This is a genomic window from Vibrio sp. CJQ_6, from assembly GCF_043106745.1.
GTDB classification, from domain to species: Bacteria; Pseudomonadota; Gammaproteobacteria; order Enterobacterales; family Vibrionaceae; genus Vibrio; species Vibrio furnissii.
On the sequence record NZ_JBICMV010000012.1, the window covers coordinates 456,136 to 476,081 of the forward strand.

Consider the following 19,946-nt stretch of genomic DNA (forward strand, 5'->3'; position numbering starts at 1 on the left):
AAGCGGAAATATTTGTTTAAATCCATGTGCATAAAGGTGATGAATGCACAAGCGATTGGGCGCTTTTCAAGCGTTCTGCAAAAGAAAAGAGGCGATAAATCGCCTCTTTGATGACTGAATTGGCCTGCATTAGTGGTGCAGAATCTGCGCCAAAAAGGCCTGAGTGCGGTCAGACTGCGGGTTTTCGAAGAAATCTTTTGGATTGTTCTCCTCGATAATTTCCCCGGCATCCATGAAGATCACCCGGTCAGCCACCTCTTTGGCAAAGCCCATTTCGTGCGTCACACACAACATGGTCATGCCTTCTTCCGCCAACTCGACCATTACATCAAGCACTTCACGCACCATTTCTGGGTCGAGCGCTGAAGTCGGTTCATCAAACAACATGACCTGCGGGTTCATGCACAATGAACGCGCAATCGCCACACGTTGTTGCTGACCACCGGACAACTGACCTGGGTATTTGTCTGCCTGATCAGGAATCTTCACGCGTTGCAGGTACTTCATGGCAATCGCTTCGGCTTCCTCTTTCGGCATCTTTTTCACCCAAATCGGTGCCAGTGTGCAGTTTTCCAAAACCGTTAGGTGAGGGAAGAGGTTAAAGTGCTGAAAACACATCCCCACTTCACGGCGAACGGCTTCGATGTTTTTCAGATCTTCCGTCAGTTCATTGCCTGACACGACGATCTGGCCTTTTTGATGCTCTTCCAGACGGTTGATGCAGCGAATCATGGTGGATTTACCCGAACCGGATGGGCCACAGATAACGATTCGCTCACCTTTTTTGACGTCTAGATTGATGTTTTTTAGTACGTGAAACTCACCGTACCACTTGTTCATGTCCTTAATCTGAATCATGAGTTCGCTTGAATTTTGTTGCGTCATAATACGTTCCTTGAAAGATTGCTTATCGTTTGTGGCCGGTGTGGAGTTTGCGTTCAAGCCAGATCGAATATCTCGACATGCCGAAACAGAACACCCAGAACACTAACGCGACAAATACATAACTCTCGGTTGCAAACCCTAACCATTCAGGGTCGGTGTTTGCAGCCTGGCCGATACCCAACACATCAAACATACCGATGATGAGCACCAAGCTGGTGTCTTTAAACAGACCAATGAAGGTGTTCACGATAGACGGAATCGTGATTTTTAGCGCTTGAGGCAGAATAATCAGCCCCATTTTCTTCCAATAGCTCAGGCCAAGCGCATCGGCGGCTTCGTACTGACCTTTCGGAATGGCTTGCAAACCACCACGAATCACCTCCGCCATATAAGCGGCACTGAACATCACCACACCAATCAGGGCGCGCAGTAGCTTATCGGTTTCTGAACCTTCGGAGAGAAACAGCGGCAACATCACCGACGCCATGAACAGCACGGTAATCAAAGGCACGCCACGCCACACTTCAATGTACACGGTACAGAGGCTGCGAATGACAGGCATGTCTGAACGACGACCCAATGCCAGTGCGACCCCAATCGGTAGCGAGACCACAATACCGACCAGCGCGATGATCAATGTCACCAACAAGCCACCCCATTTATGGGTAGACACCACCTCCAGTCCAAACACGCCGCCATACAGCAGGCCTGCCATCAGGAACGGATAGATGTTGACAAAGAACAGCCAGATCCACGTGCGTTTTGGCGTGCGTTCATACGCCAAGAGCGCAATGAAAATCGCCAATGTGGCAAAGAAGATGCGAGGGCGCCATAACTCAGCTTGTGGGTAGAAGCCGTACATGAACTGTTCCCAACGCACGCTGATAAAGACCCAACAAGCACCATCACGGGTACAGGCATCACGAGTGGCACCCACCCAGTCTGCTTTGATGATGGCCCAGTCCAGCACATGCCAGATGGCTGAAAAGGCAATGTAGGCCAAGATCAATGTTACGACAGAGTTTAAAGGGCTGTTAAACAGATTTTTACGGAGCCAGCCGACCACGCCGGTTGTGTTTGCTGGTGGCGGCAGACTGGGTTGAAACTGATGCGTTTTCATCTTATCTCTCCACCAATGCAACTTTACGGTTATACAGGTTCATCAATGCTGAGGTAATCAAACTCAGAGCCAGATAAACACCCATGGTCATAGCAATGATCTCGATTGCCTGACCTGTTTGGTTTAGCGTGGTTCCTGCAAAGACCGACACCAGATCCGGATAACCAATTGCCATCGCAAGCGACGAGTTTTTGGTCAGGTTCAGGTATTGACTGGTCAATGGCGGAATGATGATGCGCAGCGCTTGAGGAATGACCACCAGCTTCAATGTTTTCGAGCGCGGCAGGCCAAGCGACATCGCCGCTTCTGTCTGACCATGGCTTACAGCATTGATCCCGGAACGAACAATCTCTGCAATAAACGCGGCCGTGTAGACACTCAACGCGAGCAGCAGCGCCGCCAGTTCAGGAATGATGCTGATACCACCGCGGAAGTTGAAACCTTTCAACTCGGGGTATTGCGCCGAAATCGGCATCCCCATGATGAAATAGACAATCAGCGGTAGACCCACACACAGCACCAGAACAATACGTCCCATCGGTGTTTGTTGACCGGTGAGGCGTTGCTTGTTATTGGCCCAGATATTGATCACAATCGAGGCGATAACGCCTGCCACGAAGGCAATCAGAACCACACTGGATCCAGGTTCGAAGACCGGCGCCGGGAAGAACAAACCACGAACGTTCAAGAAGACCGCTTCGCCTAAGCTCATACTCTCACGTGGTGACGGCAGCGCTTGTAGCACGGCGAAGTACCAGAAGAAGATCTGAAGCAGAAGTGGGATATTGCGGAAAGTTTCGATATACACCGCCGCGAGACGGCTAACTAGCCAGTTAGATGATAGGCGTGCAATGCCCAGCACGAAGCCAATCATCGTCGCCAAAATAATGCCCAAGACTGACACCAAAGCAGTGTTCAGTAAGCCGACAACGAACGTTCGCCCGTAAGAGTACGTTTCGTTGTAGTCGATCAAGGTCAGGCCAATCCCAAAACCGGCAGGTTGATCGAGGAAATCAAAACCGGTCGCGATACCTCGCGATTCCAGATTTGTCAGGGCATTATTAATGATGGTGTAGAAGAAAAAAACCAGAGCGGCAATAGCGATCAGCTGAAACACAACTGAACGAAAGGTGGGATTGTAAAATAAACTTGTGCCTTTCGACGGAGCAGCGCTCGCGGTCTTTTGCACAGCAGTATTCGTAGGTTTCATACAGCGATAACCTCTTATCCATTTTTGACAAAGGGCGGCCGAAACCGCCCATTTTTATCAGTCTTTATTAACGGATAGGTGGAGCGTACATAAAGCCGCCCGCATTCCACAGCGCGTTCACGCCACGAGAAATTTGCAGAGGCGAGCCTTTACCAACGGTACGCTCAAAGCTTTCACCGTAGTTACCCACTTGTTTCACGATTTGGTAGCCCCAATCGTCACGAATGCCAAGGCCTTTGCCCTTTGGACCGTCAACACCAAGGATACGCTTCACTTCTGGGTTGTCCGATTTCAGCATTTCGTCAGCATTCTTCGACGTGATGCCATACTCTTCTGCGTTGACCATCGCAAATAGGGTCCATTTCGCGACGTTAAACCACTTGTCGTCGTCCTGACGAACAACCGGGCCAAGCGGTTCTTTTGAGATGATTTCTGGTAGTACGACTGCTGAATCTGGTTTTTCCAAGTTCAGACGCAGTGCGTAAAGACCCGATTGGTCCGTGGTCAGCACGTCACAACGACCTGCATCGAAACCTTTTGATGTTTGCGCCGCTGTATCGAATACGACCGGCTTGTAGCTCATGCCGTTGTTACGGAAGTAGTCTGCAAGGTTGAGCTCAGTGGTGGTGCCCGATTGAACACACACGGATGCGCCATCCAGTTCTTTCGCACTTGAAATACCAAGATCTTTCTTAACCATGAAGCCCTGGCCGTCGTAGTAGTTCACACCAACGAAGTTCAGACCCAGCGCGCTGTCGCGGTGCAGTGTCCAAGTGGTGTTACGAGACAACACATCAATTTCGCCTGACTGCAGGGCAGTAAAGCGTTCTTTCGCGGTGAGAGGTACGTATTTCACTTTAGTTTTGTCACCAAGAACTGCAGCCGCGAGCGCTTGGCAATATTCCACATCAATCCCTTCCCATTCGCCTTTTGCGTTCGGGTTCGAGAAGCCCGGTAGACCAGTACTCACGCCACAAGTCAGAAAACCTTGTGACAACACTTTGTCTAGGGTGCTATCCGCAGCAGATGCTGAGTTTGCCATCAGGGCAGTCGATGCCGCTACGACGGAAGCAAGAAGTGTTAGTTTATTTGCCATTTGTATCCTTCCTGTATGATCCATATTTGATCAGTGATGCCTGATCCAAGGTTCAGAAAATGTTGTGTTTTATTATTAGTTTCGGTTGTATTTGGGCTCAATCGCACGTTTACAAATCAACCGTTTATAAGCGTAGGAAAGGATTAAAGTTTTCTCAAATATATAATTTAAAAAGATTTTCGTTTGAGAAGCCAAACCTAAGCTGTTGTTAGAATGGCCAAATGTTACGCGATTGTAAATAGTGCAACTAGGCACACGAATAGTGCAACAGAACGGTCGAAGTATTATTGACTGTTAACTTAATATTAACACTTGGTGTTGGTATGGTAATTCAATATAAAATGCTGATCAGCCGCTTAAATTCGGTGATTAATTATTTCATCCACCTTAGCTAGTGATTTCATTGCACCTTTTTTGGTAGCATGAAACGCATAGTTATTTAGATTGTGAACAAAATAAAATGCGATACTTTCCTCTGTTTCTGGATTTAACAAATAAACCTGTGCTCGTTGTTGGCGGAGGAGAGGTAGCGTGCCGCAAGATTGATGCGCTGCTGCGTGCTGGTGCGAAAGTGACCATTGTATCACCACAAATTGCCTCGACTCTTCAATCCTATGTGGATGACCGCAAATGCCAATGGATACAGAACTTTTACTCCTCGCAATTGCTCACAAAGGAGTACTTGCAAGTCTGGGCGACAACCGACAATCCTGAACTCAACCATCAAGTGCATAAGGATGCAAAAAAACTTGACATTCTAGTCAATGTGGTGGACGACCAACCTTACTGTGATTTCATCACGCCTTCGATGATTGAACGAGGTCGAATTCAACTGGCGATCTCCAGTGGTGGCGCGTCTCCGGTACTGATTCGCAACGTCCGCGAAACCTTGGAAGCGGTCTTGCCACAAAACCTAGGATTATTGGCTGATTTCGGAGCGTCAAAACGCAACTCAATTAAAGAGTTTTTGCCGACAGTCGATCTACGTCGCAAATTTTGGGAGCTGTTTTTCGCAGAAACCGAAGTTAAAAATGCCAAAGATCGTGAAAGCCTCGAGAAGATTTATATTAAGGCGCTCGATAAACCGTTGGACGAACGTGGTGAAGTGACGTGGGTTGAATTTGGTCAGGATGTTGAGCTTCTGCCGCTGAAAGCACTGCGTTACATGCAACAAGCCGAACTGGTCTTGCATGCGCGTTCATGCCCGTTTGAATTTATTGATTTGTGCCGTCGCGACGCAGAACGTGAACACTTTTCCAGTGCCGCCGAATTGAGTGAACGCCTACAGCAAGCGAGTCAAGCGCAGCTTCGCGTGTGCGTTTTGATCCCTCAAGGCACCCAAGAGTACGCGTTGCTGCAAGCGCAACAACGTGTGCTGGGGCAAGGCTACGAGAAATAGCAGCGTCGCGCTTTCGACATCCAATCAAGTCAGAAATGAACCCAAGTAAAAAGGCGGCCATGGGCCGCCTTTTTGATCTGAAGTCTATGTGTTTACGCGTCACAGGGTGTTTTGTTGAGTGCAAATTTTTCGATGGCTACAGCAACACCATCTTCATCGTTGCTCAGCGTAATGTAATCAGCAATACGCTTGGTTTCTTCCATCGCATTTGCCATCGCAATGCCTAGGCCTGCATAGTTCAGCATGTGGTGATCGTTTTCAGCATCGCCCATACATATCACCTGACTGGCCGGAATGTTGAGGTGGTCAGCAATCGCTTTGACACCGACGCCTTTATTACTTTTCGTGTTGAGGAATTCAAGGAAGAATGGGGCACTTTGCACAATGGTGTATTGCTCATGCAGTTCCGCGGGCAGGCTTTCAATCGTGCGAGTGAGCAGCTTGGGTTCGGCAACAATCATGGCTTTGATAATCGGGTGATCGTCTTCGAGCAGTTCGAAGTCCATTTCCGTGATCGTCAGGCCGTTAATCTGCGCTTCGACTTCGGTAAATTGGCTGATCTTTGGTGTGATCAAGCCGTGAATTTGGCTAAATGCATGGGTATTGACGCCCATCTCGTTTGCCAAACGCGCCACCATTTTTGCACTGCGACCATCCAAAATCTGTTGATAGATGATTTCGCCGGTGCCGACATTGGCGACCATTGACCCATTGTAGTAAAGCACGTAATCGTCGTTGGATTGGATGTTCAGTTCTTCAAGCTTACTGCGCATGCCATCAATCGGGCGGCCGGAGGCCAACACCACTTGAATGCCTTGTTCACGAGCCTCAGCAATCGCCAGTTTAGTCCGTGGTGAAATCTGCTTTTGGCTGTTTAAAAGGGTGCCATCCATATCAAGAGCGATCAGTTTGTACATGTCTTACCTAAAAAGTCTGCGCGAAACGGAAGTCGAGATTATACCTAAAATATGACAGGATGCGCGTTTTTGATGAAAGTGATGTTCAATGAACGGGCATAACTATGCGTTGAGTAACGCCATGTTTGAGTCAGGTTTGACGGATCTATCGGCGCTTTTTATGCGAGTCACGTCGGTTTTAAATTGACCTTCACGAACGCATCCTTTAAGGTCAGCGACCTGCAATTTTTGGATAACAAGTTAGGCAATTTTACCTTGTATAAAGTAAACGAAATGTTTGAGACGATTCAGGGCGAGGGCGTGTTTACCGGCGTGCCTGCGGTTTTTGTTCGTCTGCAAGAATGTCCTGTCGGTTGTGCGTGGTGCGATACCAAACAAACGTGGGATGCGGCGCCCGCTGATGAGCGTTCATTTGATGAAATTCTGGTCAAGACAGAAGACAATCCGAACTGGTGTTCGGCATCTGCGCAGCAGATCATCGAACGATATCGCGCTCAAGGTTATACGGCCAAACATATCGTGATCACAGGTGGCGAACCTTGTATCTATGATCTCGTGCCATTGACCCAAGCGTTTGAAGCGATCGGTTGCCGTTGTCAGATCGAAACCAGCGGCACATTTGCGGTACAAGCAACGGAAAACACTTGGGTGACAGTGTCACCAAAAGTGGCCATGAAAGGCAAACTGCCTGTGGTGGATGTGGCGCTGCAACGCGCCAACGAGATTAAGCACCCTGTGGCAACAGAGAAAGACATCGATAACTTAGACCAACTTTTAGCGCGCGCGGGTGTGCCGGAAACGACGGTGATCGCGCTTCAACCGATTAGCCAAAAGCCACGTGCAACACAATTGTGTATTGATACCTGCATCGCGCGTAACTGGCGCTTGTCGATCCAAACCCACAAATATCTCAGCATTGCGTAAAGGAATCGTAGAATGAAAAAAGCAGTTGTCGTCTTTAGCGGCGGTCAGGACTCAACCACCTGTCTGGTTCAAGCGTTGAAAGAGTTTGATGAAGTGCATGCGATTACGTTCGATTACGGGCAGCGTCATAAATTAGAAATCGAAGTGGCTCAAACGCTGGCGAAAAAGCTCGGTGTGAAAGCGCATAAGGTGATGGATGTGGGGCTGTTGAACGAATTGGCGATCAGCTCACTGACGCGCGATGACATTCCGGTGTCCAACGAACTGCAAGAAAATGGCCTGCCTAACTCATTTGTCCCAGGCCGCAACATTCTGTTTCTGACGCTGGCGGGTATTTATGCTTACCAAATTGGCGCGCAAACCGTGATCACGGGGGTGTGTGAAACAGATTTTTCGGGCTATCCCGATTGCCGCAATGACTTTGTCAAAGCGATGAACAGTGCGTTGGTCTTGGGGATGGATCGTGAACTGGAGATTCGCACGCCGTTGATGTGGTTAAATAAAGCTGAAACCTGGGCTATGGCGGATCAAAATGGCGCGCTGGAGCTGGTGCGTCATGAAACACTGACGTGTTACAACGGCATCATGGGGGATGGCTGTGGCGATTGCCCATCGTGTCATCTACGCAAAGTCGGCTTAAATGATTATTTGGAACATCGTGAAGCCGTGATGGCCGCATTGGTTGCAAAACAAAACCAATAATTTTTGCTAAGACAGATTGACTTGATGCAGTGAAAGTGACGATTGTTATCGCGCACTATCGCTGCATTTTTTCATCGTGATTTTCTTCATTTCGATTACCGTTATACCTTTCATTTCTCTACCTATTTCTCTCGAATTCTCTCTTGTAACCCGATTTATTCGTATAAGAACTGAGAAATCAGCGCAAATTGTTTTGCGATAATTTGATTCTGGTACAAAAAGTGATGTGAATCACATTCACCTATGCTATCGATTGACTACTATTAGAAAGCCTAACCCTAAGGGGTAGGGTCGCACTCGCAACTCTGTTCAGATCATCGAATTAGGCTTCACTGGAAATCATCCCCACCACAGATTTGTGAGGAAAAATGAGTATAAAAAAAGGCGCTATAGTGCTTGTTCTCGTCATTGGTGTTGTCATTGGTTGGCTATCACTTGGCGTAACGCATGCCATCTTAGAAAAAACGTCGAGTACCGAGTTTTGTGTTTCTTGTCACACTATGGATACACCTTATAAGGAATATCAAGGTTCGGTTCATTTCACCAATGCGAAGGGTATTCGCGCTGAATGTGCAGACTGTCATATTCCGACCGATACCATCGATTACTTAATCACCAAAATTCGCGCATCCAAAGATATCTACCACGAATTCATCACCAAAAAGATCAGTACCGATGAAAAATACGAGGCACATCGCGCAGAAATGGCGGAGATGGTCTGGGCGCAGTTAAAAGCGAATGACTCTGTGACGTGCCGTTCTTGTCACACTGAAGACGCGATGGAAACTTACGACCAGTCACCTGAAGCGCAGAAAATGCACCAATATGGGATTGAAAATAATCAAACCTGTATTGATTGTCACAAAGGGGTCGCGCACATTCTTCCTGAAGTGAAAATGGACAGCCAAGCGCTGGCGCATTTGGTGGATGAAGCCAAACTTACGCCAACCACGGCAAAAGAAGTCTTCACCCTTCAAGCCACGCCAATTGGCGATTTGGGCACCATCAATCCGGCGACCAAACTGGCGGTGGTGAGCGATCACGATGGCAAACGTACCGTAACGATGCAGGCGTACCAAATGCAAGGGGCTGAGCAGGTTCTGTATATGGGCCAAGGCAAACGTGCTGTGGTCGCGATCTTGACAGATGCGGGTCAAAAGGCGTTGAAGACAGGTGAGTACACAGAAGACGATTACGGCAATCAATGGCGCCAAGTTGAACTGCAAGGCGACATCGAAACGCCTGTGTTGGCGAAAGTGGATTCTCTATGGTCTTACGCAGAACAGTTAGACAATGTGTACTGTTCAACGTGTCACGCCAAAATCCCAAGTGAACACTTTACTGTCAACGCATGGCCTGCGGTTGCGAAGAGCATGGGTGATCGCACATCGATCAGCAAAGAAGACTTAGAGATTCTGACTAAGTACTTCCAATACAACGCAAAAGATGCCGCTCAATAACCAGTATAAGGATTCAGTGATGACTACTATCACACGTCGAAGTTTTCTGAAAGGTGCAGGTATGACAGCGGGCGCTTTTGCCATCTCTTCTGTTGCACCGATGCCTGTTTTCGCGAACGAGCGCAGTGGTTCGGCTGTATTAACAGCGGGTCGCTGGGGCGCCATGTTGGTTGAAGTGAAAGATGGCAAAATCGTGTCATCGACCAACGCACTGCCACAAACCGTGGAAAACAGCCTGCAATCGTCTGCGCCGGATCAAGCGCACACGCAGGCTCGCGTCAAATACCCAATGGTTCGTAAAGGATACCTCGCAAACCCATCTAAACCGCAAGGCACTCGTGGCGACGATGAGTTTGTCCGCGTAACTTGGGAGCAAGTGTATCAATTGATCCATAAGCAGCAAATGCGCATTCGTAAGCAGTATGGTGCGGAGTCAGTGTTTGCAGGCTCTTACGGTTGGCGTTCGAGTGGCATTTTGCACAAAGCGCAAACTTTGCTGCAACGTTACATGAGTATGGCGGGCGGTTATTCGGGTCACTTGGGTGACTACTCAACGGGCGCCGCGCAAGTCATTATGCCGCATGTTGTGGGTTCGATTGAAGTTTATGAGCAACAAACCACGTACCCGATGATCATGGAACATTCGGATGTCGTCGTGCTTTGGGGCCTCAACCCAATCAACACACTTAAAATCTCTTGGCTGAGTACCGATGGTGCTGGCCTTGAGTTCTTCCATCAACTGCAAAAATCCAACAAAACGATTATTGCGATTGATCCAATGCGCTCTGAAACCATTGAATTCTTTGGCGACAAAGTGCAATGGTTGGCACCACATCCGGGCACGGACGTGGCGATGCTGTTGGGTGTGGCACATTCATTGGTGGCGAAAAAACAACATGATGTGGAGTTTTTGAGCAAATACACCTCAGGTTACGACAAGTTTGAAGCGTACCTGCTGGGTCAATCCGATGGCGTTGAGAAAACACCGCAGTGGGCTGAAAGCATTTGTGGCGTGCCCGCGAAACAGCTTGAGCTGTTGGGGGATATTTTCAGTCAAAACCGCACTATGATCATGTCTGGTTGGGGCATTCAACGCCAGCAATACGGTGAACAGAAACACTGGATGCTGGTCACATTGGCGGCGATGTTGGGTCAAATTGGCTTGCCGGGTGGTGGTTTTGGTTTCTCTTACCATTATTCCAACGGCGGTAACCCAACACGTAACGCTGGTGTGTTGCCGGCGATTTCTGCTGAAATTTCAGGGTCATCTTCGGCGGGGAACGATTGGGCCGTTTCGGGCGCAGTCAATGCGTTCCCGGTTGCACGTATCGTGGAAGCACTGGAAAACCCAGGCGGGAAATATCAACACAACGGTCATGAACGCACGTTCCCTGAAGTGAAAATGATCTGGTGGGCGGGCGGTGCCAACTTTACTCACCACCAAGACACTAACCGTTTGATCAAAGCGTGGCAAAAGCCGGAGCTGATTGTTATCTCTGAACCGTATTGGACTGCGGCAGCAAAACATGCCGACATCGTATTGCCAATCACGACGTCATTTGAGCGCAACGACCTCACTATGACCGGCGACTACAGTAACCAACACTTGGTGCCAATGAAGCAGGTGATTGAGCCGCAATTCGAAGCGCGAAGCGATTTGGATGTGTTTGCTGATATGGCCGAGCTGCTCAAACCAGGCGGTCGAGATGTGTACATGGAAGGCAAATCGGAGATGGAATGGTTGGCCGGTTTCTACAAAGACGCACAGAAAATTGGTCGAGCAAACCGTGTGGCAATGCCTAACTTCAGCTACTTCTGGAAACAGAACCAACTGATTGAAATGAAATGGAACGAAGAGAACGCGAAGTTCGTGCGTTATAAAGACTTCCGCGAAAATCCGATCCTCAATCCGCTGGGTACGCCAAGCGGTAAGATCGAAATCTTCTCGAAAACCATTGAAAGCTTTGGCTACAAAGATTGTCCTCCTCATCCAACGTGGCTACCGCCAACCGAGTGGGTGGGGAATGCCAAAGATGGCGAGCTGCAACTGATGACCTCACACGCAGCGCACCGTCTTCATAGCCAGCTCAACTACGCTAAGCTGCGGGAACTGTATGCCGTTGCCAACCGCGAGCCGATTTGGATCCATCCAGACGACGCGAAAGCACGTGGCATTGCTGATGGCGATTTAGTGCGAGCGTTTAACGATCGTGGCCAAGTCTTGGTGGGCGCGCTCATTACAGACGGCATCAAGCAAGGTTCGGTGTGTATCCACGAAGGTGCATGGCCTGATTTTGATAAACCACACGGTATCTGTAAGAACGGCGGTTGTAACGTGTTGACGGCAGACATTCCGTCTTCTCGTTTGGCGAATGGCTGTGCGGGTAACTCGTCACTGGTTAAAATCGAAAAATGGCAAGGTGAAGCGCTACCGCTGACAGCATTCACACCGCCACAAGGCGCGTAGTTTTTCTTTACGGTCATCAAACCGCTCTTCGGAGCGGTTTTTTCTTGTGTCAAATCCCCAAATGCGAGCGAGTCTTCAACATCTGGTCATCAACCTGCGCTAGACTCGACGCTAAATCAGGAGGTGTATATGGCGATAAAAAATGTGGTGTTTGATATTGGAAACGTCATTGTGAAATGGGCACCTGCAGAAATTTCTGCGTTAACTTTTGGCGAAACAGAGCAGGCGAAAGAACGAGCTAAATTATTGTTCCATAGCGAAATTTGGCGAGACCTCAATAAAGGTCATTACACCGAGCAACAAGCGCAGGTGAAGTTTCACCACACGCTTGGCATTGAGCCTACGGAGCTCGAGACCCTGTTTCACTACATTAAAGCGACACAACAGCTGATTGACGGCACCCAGGTTTTGATGGATGACTTACTGAGTGCGGGTTACACCTTGTATGCGCTGACAGATAATGTGAATGAGATTGTGGCACACCTGAAAGCCACATATGACTTTTGGCCGAAATTTACCGGTGCAGTGGTCTCCAGCGAATGTGGATTGCTCAAGCCAGATCCGCGCATCTATCAACATTTAGCGCAAAGCCAAAACATTATTCCGCATGAGTCGGTATTTATGGATGACATGCCCGCCAATGTGCAAGGCGCGATTGAGCAGGGATTTCACGCTTTCCAGTTTGCGACCGCTCAAGATGCGCGTGCGCGTTTGCATGCGTTAGGATTAGCGTTCTAGTCTCGCTTGTGGCGGTGTTCAACGATGAAATTCGGGCTGACAATGCATGGCCGCTTGTCAGCCTTTTTTGTTTCTAGACGATTTCTTTTCTTGGTTTTGCCAATTCGTGCTGAAAAACTGTGATCTGTATATTTATACAGTTGTTTATCTTTGCGTACAATAACCAAAATTTTGCGACAGAGAACACGAAGGATGACATCAACGTCAACACCAAATTTAGAGCGTGGCATCGCCACATTGGTTGAGGAATTTCTCGCCAACAGAGTGAAACATGCACCTTTACCGTCGGTTGCTGAGCGTCGAGCAGGGTATGAAGCCAGTGCGGTGTTGGCTGGCGATGTGCCTGCCGACATCCGTGTGGAAGAGCGCCAAGTTGGTGACCTCACACTGCGGATTTATCGTCGCGCAACGCAGTTAAATTCTGATATTGCGCTTTATTATCATGGGGGCTGCTTTGTCAGTGGTGGCTTTGCGACGCATCACCAACAATTGGCAACGTTGGCGATGCTCAGCGGGTCGGTTGTGGTGGCGGTGAGTTATCGTTTGGCGCCTGACCATCCTTATCCTGCCGCGCACGATGATGCGTATGAAGCTGCTCAGTGGGTTTATCACAACGCGGCGCTGTTGGGTGGGGACGCGCAACGCATCACGCTTTTGGGCGACAGTGCTGGCGGATATTTGGCTTTGGCGACGAGCCTGCGTTTAAAACGACAAGGGCAGTGGCTGCCAAAGCAGCAAATCTTGATTTATCCGATGCTGGATCCGACGGGCAGTTCAGGCAGTTATCAAACCTTTGGCGAAGACTATGTCATCACCAAAGCTATGCTTATGTCGGGCTTTGAGCTTTACGCAGGTCAGCAGATGAACCGAGATGAGCTCAATCTGCTGAAATGTGATGATCTGGCTGGCCTGCCGACCACGCACATCTTGACCGCGGAATGCGATCCGCTGCGCGACGAAGGCGAGCAGCTCTACGGTTTACTGAGTCGTAAAGGTGTCGAGGTTCATTGTCAGCGCTATTTGGGGGTGATCCACGGATTTTTCCAACTCGCAGGCATCAGCCCGGCGGCGAGACAATGCTTGCGTCACGTCGCATCGCTCATTTCGTTGTGAATTAATTCTCTGTGAATGATTTCTCGGTAAACTGCGACGAGCCAACGGCATCGGTGCGGCGGAGTTCTGCTTCCGCCGATGCTGGGTGGATTGCTTTACTAACATGGCGAATTGATTTATCAATCATCATGTTATGTTGAGTTTTCCCCTTGAGTCGTTAGACTGAAAGCAATTCAACTGGCTAAGGATCGATTATGAAACTGTTTGTTTTTCAACATTGCCCGTACTGCATTAAAGCCATGATGGTGGCGGCTTATAAGAACGTTGATGTCGAGTGGGTCTATCTACAAAACCATGATGTTGATGCTCGCATTGAAAAAGTGGGCGCCAACATGGTTCCGATTCTACAAAAGCCGGATGGCAGCTACATGGCCGAGAGTTTAGATATCGCGGCGTATTTGGATGCGTTTGATGGCCAGCCGAGATTGGCTGTTGCACAGCAGGGGGAAAAGATTGCAGAGTGGCAACGTCAAATTGCGCCGTTTAATGGCCCATTGGTTCACCCGCGTTGGATGATGATTGAGTTGCCTGAGTTTCAACAACCCGAAGCGAAAGCGTGGTACACCAAAAATAAATCGGCCATGATTGGCATGAGTTTCGACGATGCGTATGCAAAGAGTGCGGAATTTCTAGCGCCCATGAACGCGTTATTGGCGCAACTGGATTGGCTAGTTCTGCCTTCAGAGCGAGACCACACACTGAGCTATGATGATGTGAACATGTATCCGACGCTGCGCAATTTAACGGTCGTGAAAGGCATCGAGTTTCCAGCACGAGTGCGACAGTACATCGATGAAGTCACTGCGCTGACGCACATCCCGTTATACGACGATGTTGCAGTGTAGTGATCTAACTAACTGTAGCAGAAGATAATTTACTTCGCTTGTTCTTTTTCTTCTATCGTTGATCCTTCTCATAAACCGAAGAAGTACTGTTTAAGTACACAGTGTTTTTCTTGACTTCCTATGCCACTTTACTATGCTGTATACATAAACAGTGGTAAAGGAGGTCTTCTATGTTGTGGGATACACTAGAACGCGTTAACCGCCTGCGCCAAGAGGCGATGTCTAACCCGGAGTTCATTCAATCTGCTAGAGAGCATGAAGAAACATTGAAACACGTCGAACAAGAGTTCGAACCTAAACGCCATCGTAAATCTCATTCATCCAAACCGAAATCGTTAGCAGACATCTACAAACAAGCGGATTTCGGACACAATCCTTCAGATACTCAACATTAACGTTAAGGAGCCCCATTCTGTAAATGGGGCTTTTTTCGGTTGCACTTCAAGACGATGAATAATTTTGTCTAATTTAAGATCAATGGTTTTAAACACTTAAGTGAATGGATGCTTATTGTTGCATGCAGGGCACAAATAACCGACTAAACTGCTAAGTAATACTACAGTGGACACAACCGTCAGGGGCTCGAATGGAGAGCAAGTCTAAAGGCTTGAGACGATATATGGTCGTGGGTGCATGCGTTGCGCTCTCGGTGATTGCATCTGCTTATTTCTACTGGCGAGGTGAAGCTGCGAAACCTTCAACCAATCAACCTCATATTCGCATTGCCGTTTCACAAACCCCGCTGTCATCGCCTTTCTTTATTGCCTCACAACTGAAATTGTTCCAACGCCAAGGGCTTCATGTTGAGCTAGTCCCATGTAGCGGCGGCGTGGCGTGCGCGGAATCTTTATTCCGTGCGGATGTTGATTACGCTACGGCATCGGAATCGGTGGCGATGTTCAAGAGTTTTGAACGCCAAGACTTCGTATTGCTCGCCAGCTTTGTCAGCTCAGATAACGATCTCAAACTGTTGACGTTAGAAAACCGAGACATCAATGGCATTCAAGATTTGAAAGGTAAGAAAGTTGGCGTGATTAAAGCCAGTTCCAGTGAGTTTTATTTTGACTCCGTGTTGATCGCCAATAACTTGAAGCACCTGGATTTGGAAAAGGTCTATCTGACACCGGATCAGCTCAATCAGGCATTGTATGGGTTTAAGGTGGATGCGATTTCGGTGTGGGAGCCTTGGGGTTACCGTACCGAGATGACGTCGTCCTCCAAGGTGATCAATCTGGGCTTGGTTGGCATTTACAATCTGTCGTTTAACTTAATGACGATGAAAGACCGCGTTGAACAAAGTGATGATGAATCGATTCGGCTGCTTGAAGCGCTTAAACAGGCGATTGCTTGGATGAACGACAACCCGGATCAAGCGCGCTACTGGGTGGCCAATTCACTCAACATTCGTGAACATCAATTGGAATGGTCGTGGCAAGATTACGCCTTTCGTTTGTCGCTGGGGAACGCGCTGCTGTCGAACATTCAACTTCAAGCGCGTTGGGCGATTGAGAATAACCTTGTTGATGGCTCATTACCGGATTATCGGCGTTATTTTGTCTCCGAGCCGCTGGAGCAAGTGTTGCAAACGGAGGTGTCATTCAAATGATTCACTCTGTTTCACGTAAATTGACGCTGCTATTTGTTGCGACATCAATGTTGGCCATTTTGATTGCGTATTCGTTGTGGGATTTATCGCAAGAACAAAAGCGTACTCAGAGCGAACTGACGCAAATCATGCAGATTCAACGCAGTGTCGACATGCTGCGCAGTCAATTGTGGATCTTCCTGCAGTATGACGATGCCAACAGCCTCGATCAGGTGTATATCGCGCAGCAAAATCTCTCGGCCAAGCTGTCGAAGAATCCAGAGTTTGAAAACAACATTCAAAACCTCGCGCGAATGAATGGCAGCTTGGCGGCGTTACTGCGTCAGGAACGAGAACTTGATTATGACCGTCGCGCCTCATCAAGTGACTTTGTCGGCGCCAGCGAACTGCTGCATTCACGCTACAACATGTTGGTGCAGAACATGACGGAAGAGTTGTTGTATCTGCAAAAAGTGGTGTTAGAAAAGAGCGCGGAAAGCCAACGTTCGGCATTGATGACCAGTGCGCTGCACCTTCTGGTCTTTTCGGTCATTGTGTCCGTGATTGCATTTATGATTTTAAAACGCGTGCGTCATGGGTTTGCGACGTTAAAGCAGGGGATTGCTGAGCTGGCGCAGGGGGACTTAAGTAGTCGTTTGTCGATTCATCAACAAGATTCTGAGTTTGTTACCTTGGCGCAGTTCTTCAATCGCATGAAAGAGTCACTGCAAAGCTCGATTGTGACGCGCGAAGAGTTGCAACACGAGGTCGCTAGGCAGACGGCCAAACTAGAGCAGCAAAAAGAACAGTTAAGATTCCTGTCGGAAAAAGATCCGTTGACGGGCATGCTCAATCGCCGCGCGTTCAAAGAACACTTGCACGACGCCATCGTGCATGCCAACCGCACCGGTGTGAAGCTCGCGTTGTTGTTTATCGACTTAGACAAATTTAAAGCGATCAATGATAGCAAAGGCCATGATGTTGGGGACGAAGTGCTGATGCAGATTGGGGCAAGGTTAGAGCAGAACATTCGTGAATCGGACTTTTGTGGTCGCTTTGGCGGTGACGAGTTTGTGGTGTGTCTGAATCTGATCAAAGACTTTGAAGGGATAACGGCGAAAACAGAACGGTTGATTGAGCAATTAAGCCAGCCGATGGAGGTGTGCGGAGAGCCGGTGAGCGTCGGTGTCAGTATTGGTATCAGCCTGTATCCCGACCAGAGTCAGGATATGGTGGCCTTGTTACGCTTGGCCGATGAAGCGATGTACAAGGCCAAAAGTGCGGAGGGCAACCGTTTTTTTTGTCCACTTCTTCATCAGGGCTGTGATGAAGACAGCTCGAAGTTGGGATGATCAGAAATCCGCTTTACCCACGAAGTAAGGATTGTTGAATTTCTTGGCAGGCCCTAACTCACAGACGACTAAGCGATTCCACAAGGCTTTATCAAATTCCCCTTTAGGAATCGACGGATAGAGCGTTTCCTCTTCTTCGCGCGCAAAACGCAACAGCTCTTTTTTCTTGATCTGGTTGTACTTTTTCGCCACGCGATTGTATTTGCGCATCCATTCCACCTTAAACGCGCGGAGTGCTGGCTCCGCTTGTTCCAGCGGGATACGCGACAGGTAAACTCGTTTATAGGCAACTTTTCGATCGAGCATAGTTAAGATTGTCGTTTGAAGATAGCTGCCATGATGCGTGATCGAAATGTCATCCTCCGAAAACGGTGTTAGACACCATCCACGTGGCAGAAAGTCGGCTTTTTGATACTGCTGATTGCGCAGCACCAATGCATCATGCAACACCAAATCAGAGGTGCCACGAAATGTCGCTTGCCATTTTCCAATGCGAATCTGGATTGAACCCGGCAAACGATAGATGTGCATAAATTTGTCTTGATTCATTGACTGCAATAACCCAACGAGTGATTCGAAAATCGAATACGAAATTAAAACGTTTTTTGCTCAAGTGACTTGAGCTAAGACAAAGCCGTTGATTATTTTTCCAGCGAAGACGTTGTGATCGGTATGCAATATACCGCCGCTCTGACGTTATTGTAGTCATTATTGTCAATAATTGAGCGAGGGCGCGTATTCTATCCTGCTTCCACGCAACATTGCGAGCATAAATCGAACATTTTTTCGTCGTAATGAGAAAAGTCTTGGTAAAAACAGGTCGTTCAGCGCTACTATTGGTGACATCAATAGTTCGTTGGTACTTTCTTGTGATCAGTGCTGACGGACGTGGTCAAAGCGCATTAAAATCCACAAAAAACGATAATAACGAGATGCGTCTCGAAAGATTGATTGGAAGTAAACTATTTTGCTTGATATTGATGTTCTAAAGTTTGCAACGATACTCAATAACGTTATCTGCAGTATCATTGCTTGCATCTTCCTCTGGTTGCTCAGACGCAAACTGACGCACCATAAAGTCTCTGCGGCGGGTTGGTTTGCCGCCTATTTTTTGTTGTTTTCGTTAGCGTTTGCGACCACAACGATGCGCGGATGGGTACCGATTGAGCTGGTCGTTGTGAGTAACAACTTCCTCTACCAAACCGTCACCTATATGCTGCTTTTTGGTGTGATGAGTTGGTTTAAACGGCCAATTACGCCACGACTCATGAGCTTCGCAGCAACGCATATTATTGCTTATACCTGCGTGCAACTTTGGTTGCTGCAACAGTTCCCTGAGCATTTTGATTGGCGGATTAATCTTGCAGCCGTCAGTTATTCTGCGGTGCACCTGACCAGCGTGTGGTCAACATTCCGCTTCATGAAAAAAACCAGTAGCGGCGAAAAATTACTCGCGACCTGCTTGCTGTTGTCGAGCCTGTTTGTCTTCTTACCAATGTTTCTTTTTCACCAGTTTCACTCAAAAGTCTACTTCTTAAGTGGTGTGGTGGTGGGGCAAAACCTGCTGACTATCGTGAGCTTAGGGGCGATGTTGTCTCTATTCTTCTACGATGAAATCGAATGGCACTATCATCGCGCAATTCACGATGAGTTAACGGGGATTTTTAATCGTCGTTACTTTATGGAACAGGCCGAACGACGACTTAAGCAGGCCAAAGCGCACTACACGATCGCGATTATTGATGTGGACCATTTCAAACAGGTGAACGACAGCTTTGGACATGATGTGGGCGATCGCGCGCTTGAAGCGATTGCACAGCTCATGCATCGCCAGTTTCGTCACGATTTGGTGGCTCGGTATGGCGGCGAAGAGTTCGTGGTGTTGTTGGCAGGCAGTATTGAAGAAACCCGATTTAAACTGGAACGCTTTAACCACGAGGTTGCGAATCATGCGATGGAAATCTACGGTCATCATGTCGATCTGACGGTAAGTATTGGCATGGCGTCGGTGGCGTCCGAACAGCATTTGCATCAGGCTCTCAAGCAGGCCGACATCGCGTTATACGATGCGAAAGGCAAAGGGCGAAATCGCTTGGTCTCGCTGGTGTGATGGACTTTGTCTCAGACCTTTCG

General features: G+C 48.4%; 18 protein-coding genes. 12 read left to right on the forward strand and 6 right to left on the reverse strand.

Annotation, left to right across the window (positions count from 1 at the left end; genetic code table 11):
* Window positions 1-129: 129 nt before the first annotated feature.
* The 4 genes from ACF8PK_RS09150 to ACF8PK_RS09165 form a co-directional block, all read right to left on the reverse strand.
* Window positions 130-885, reverse strand: coding sequence for an amino acid ABC transporter ATP-binding protein (locus tag ACF8PK_RS09150; protein WP_004726082.1), 756 nt, complete (start codon window positions 883-885; stop codon window positions 130-132).
* Window positions 886-907: 22 nt separating this feature from the next.
* Entirely contained in the window at window positions 908-2,005 is a 1,098-nt protein-coding gene (locus ACF8PK_RS09155) for an amino acid ABC transporter permease (protein ID WP_004726081.1), read from the reverse strand.
* A gap of 1 nt (window position 2,006) precedes the next feature.
* On the reverse strand, window positions 2,007-3,215 hold the full coding sequence (locus ACF8PK_RS09160) for an amino acid ABC transporter permease (protein WP_004726080.1): 1,209 nt from the start codon (window positions 3,213-3,215) through the stop codon (window positions 2,007-2,009).
* Window positions 3,216-3,282: 67 nt separating this feature from the next.
* Window positions 3,283-4,311 (reverse strand): amino acid ABC transporter substrate-binding protein, encoded by a 1,029-nt coding sequence (locus ACF8PK_RS09165; RefSeq protein ID WP_004726079.1) that lies wholly within the window; start codon window positions 4,309-4,311, stop codon window positions 3,283-3,285.
* Between the two features lie 460 nt (window positions 4,312-4,771).
* Between ACF8PK_RS09165 and ACF8PK_RS09170 the strand changes: the two genes are divergently transcribed.
* A complete protein-coding gene (locus ACF8PK_RS09170; RefSeq protein ID WP_392440891.1) occupies window positions 4,772-5,710 on the forward strand; it encodes an NAD(P)-dependent oxidoreductase in 939 nt (312 codons plus the stop codon).
* 92 nt (window positions 5,711-5,802) lie between these two features.
* Here ACF8PK_RS09170 and yidA read toward each other — a convergent pair whose 3' ends face one another.
* Window positions 5,803-6,627: a sugar-phosphatase gene (gene yidA, locus ACF8PK_RS09175; RefSeq protein ID WP_392440894.1), complete on the reverse strand. Its 825-nt coding sequence runs from the start codon at window positions 6,625-6,627 to the stop codon at window positions 5,803-5,805.
* 273 nt (window positions 6,628-6,900) lie between these two features.
* On the opposite strand from yidA, the gene queE reads away from it, so the two are divergent.
* From queE to ACF8PK_RS09225, 10 genes are all read left to right on the forward strand, one after another.
* Window positions 6,901-7,551, forward strand: a complete 651-nt coding sequence (gene queE, locus ACF8PK_RS09180; RefSeq protein ID WP_232658715.1) for a 7-carboxy-7-deazaguanine synthase QueE — start codon at window positions 6,901-6,903, stop codon at window positions 7,549-7,551.
* A 12-nt stretch (window positions 7,552-7,563) separates the two neighbouring features.
* Entirely contained in the window at window positions 7,564-8,253 is a 690-nt protein-coding gene (queC, locus tag ACF8PK_RS09185; protein ID WP_143679042.1) for a 7-cyano-7-deazaguanine synthase QueC, read from the forward strand.
* Window positions 8,254-8,621: 368 nt separating this feature from the next.
* Complete coding sequence (locus ACF8PK_RS09190) at window positions 8,622-9,713, forward strand: NapC/NirT family cytochrome c (protein ID WP_055466697.1); 1,092 nt, start codon at window positions 8,622-8,624, stop codon at window positions 9,711-9,713.
* A 19-nt stretch (window positions 9,714-9,732) separates the two neighbouring features.
* Window positions 9,733-12,180 carry a molybdopterin guanine dinucleotide-containing S/N-oxide reductase gene (locus ACF8PK_RS09195; protein ID WP_004726073.1) on the forward strand — a complete coding sequence of 816 codons (2,448 nt, stop codon included), beginning with the start codon at window positions 9,733-9,735 and terminating at the stop codon, window positions 12,178-12,180.
* Between the two features lie 129 nt (window positions 12,181-12,309).
* Window positions 12,310-12,918, forward strand: a complete 609-nt coding sequence (locus tag ACF8PK_RS09200) for an HAD family phosphatase (RefSeq protein WP_158140817.1) — start codon at window positions 12,310-12,312, stop codon at window positions 12,916-12,918.
* A 192-nt stretch (window positions 12,919-13,110) separates the two neighbouring features.
* Window positions 13,111-14,031: an alpha/beta hydrolase gene (locus ACF8PK_RS09205; protein WP_392440900.1), complete on the forward strand. Its 921-nt coding sequence runs from the start codon at window positions 13,111-13,113 to the stop codon at window positions 14,029-14,031.
* Between the two features lie 194 nt (window positions 14,032-14,225).
* Window positions 14,226-14,876, forward strand: coding sequence for a glutaredoxin 2 (gene grxB / locus ACF8PK_RS09210; protein ID WP_238770818.1), 651 nt, complete (start codon window positions 14,226-14,228; stop codon window positions 14,874-14,876).
* Between the two features lie 170 nt (window positions 14,877-15,046).
* On the forward strand, window positions 15,047-15,271 hold the full coding sequence (locus ACF8PK_RS09215; protein ID WP_004726068.1) for a hypothetical protein: 225 nt from the start codon (window positions 15,047-15,049) through the stop codon (window positions 15,269-15,271).
* 224 nt (window positions 15,272-15,495) lie between these two features.
* The gene (locus tag ACF8PK_RS09220) at window positions 15,496-16,482 is read left to right on the forward strand and encodes an ABC transporter substrate-binding protein (protein WP_004726066.1); all 987 of its coding nucleotides are present in this window, start codon (window positions 15,496-15,498) and stop codon (window positions 16,480-16,482) included.
* A complete protein-coding gene (locus ACF8PK_RS09225; protein WP_014205143.1) occupies window positions 16,479-17,813 on the forward strand; it encodes a diguanylate cyclase domain-containing protein in 1,335 nt (444 codons plus the stop codon). The genes ACF8PK_RS09220 and ACF8PK_RS09225 overlap by 4 nt, the downstream gene beginning before the upstream one ends.
* Here ACF8PK_RS09225 and ACF8PK_RS09230 read toward each other — a convergent pair whose 3' ends face one another.
* Window positions 17,814-18,362: a hypothetical protein gene (locus tag ACF8PK_RS09230; RefSeq protein WP_392440905.1), complete on the reverse strand. Its 549-nt coding sequence runs from the start codon at window positions 18,360-18,362 to the stop codon at window positions 17,814-17,816.
* A gap of 418 nt (window positions 18,363-18,780) precedes the next feature.
* Between ACF8PK_RS09230 and ACF8PK_RS09235 the strand changes: the two genes are divergently transcribed.
* Window positions 18,781-19,923, forward strand: a complete 1,143-nt coding sequence (locus tag ACF8PK_RS09235) for a GGDEF domain-containing protein (protein WP_055466690.1) — start codon at window positions 18,781-18,783, stop codon at window positions 19,921-19,923.
* Window positions 19,924-19,946 lie beyond the last annotated feature (23 nt).

Coding starts and splice junctions, on each gene's coding strand:
- queC (WP_143679042.1), top strand. CDS start 7,564: ATGAAAAAAGCAGTTGTCGTCTTTAGCGGCGGTCAGGACTCAACCACC.
- ACF8PK_RS09230 (WP_392440905.1), bottom strand. CDS start 18,362: ATGAATCAAGACAAATTTATGCACATCTATCGTTTGCCGGGTTCAATC.
- ACF8PK_RS09160 (WP_004726080.1), bottom strand. CDS start 3,215: ATGAAACCTACGAATACTGCTGTGCAAAAGACCGCGAGCGCTGCTCCG.
- ACF8PK_RS09205 (WP_392440900.1), top strand. CDS start 13,111: ATGACATCAACGTCAACACCAAATTTAGAGCGTGGCATCGCCACATTG.
- ACF8PK_RS09190 (WP_055466697.1), top strand. CDS start 8,622: ATGAGTATAAAAAAAGGCGCTATAGTGCTTGTTCTCGTCATTGGTGTT.
- ACF8PK_RS09225 (WP_014205143.1), top strand. CDS start 16,479: ATGATTCACTCTGTTTCACGTAAATTGACGCTGCTATTTGTTGCGACA.
- ACF8PK_RS09220 (WP_004726066.1), top strand. CDS start 15,496: ATGGTCGTGGGTGCATGCGTTGCGCTCTCGGTGATTGCATCTGCTTAT.
- grxB (WP_238770818.1), top strand. CDS start 14,226: ATGAAACTGTTTGTTTTTCAACATTGCCCGTACTGCATTAAAGCCATG.
- ACF8PK_RS09170 (WP_392440891.1), top strand. CDS start 4,772: ATGCGATACTTTCCTCTGTTTCTGGATTTAACAAATAAACCTGTGCTC.
- yidA (WP_392440894.1), bottom strand. CDS start 6,627: ATGTACAAACTGATCGCTCTTGATATGGATGGCACCCTTTTAAACAGC.
- ACF8PK_RS09165 (WP_004726079.1), bottom strand. CDS start 4,311: ATGGCAAATAAACTAACACTTCTTGCTTCCGTCGTAGCGGCATCGACT.
- ACF8PK_RS09200 (WP_158140817.1), top strand. CDS start 12,310: ATGGCGATAAAAAATGTGGTGTTTGATATTGGAAACGTCATTGTGAAA.
- ACF8PK_RS09195 (WP_004726073.1), top strand. CDS start 9,733: ATGACTACTATCACACGTCGAAGTTTTCTGAAAGGTGCAGGTATGACA.
- ACF8PK_RS09155 (WP_004726081.1), bottom strand. CDS start 2,005: ATGAAAACGCATCAGTTTCAACCCAGTCTGCCGCCACCAGCAAACACA.
- ACF8PK_RS09150 (WP_004726082.1), bottom strand. CDS start 885: ATGACGCAACAAAATTCAAGCGAACTCATGATTCAGATTAAGGACATG.
- ACF8PK_RS09215 (WP_004726068.1), top strand. CDS start 15,047: ATGTTGTGGGATACACTAGAACGCGTTAACCGCCTGCGCCAAGAGGCG.
- queE (WP_232658715.1), top strand. CDS start 6,901: ATGTTTGAGACGATTCAGGGCGAGGGCGTGTTTACCGGCGTGCCTGCG.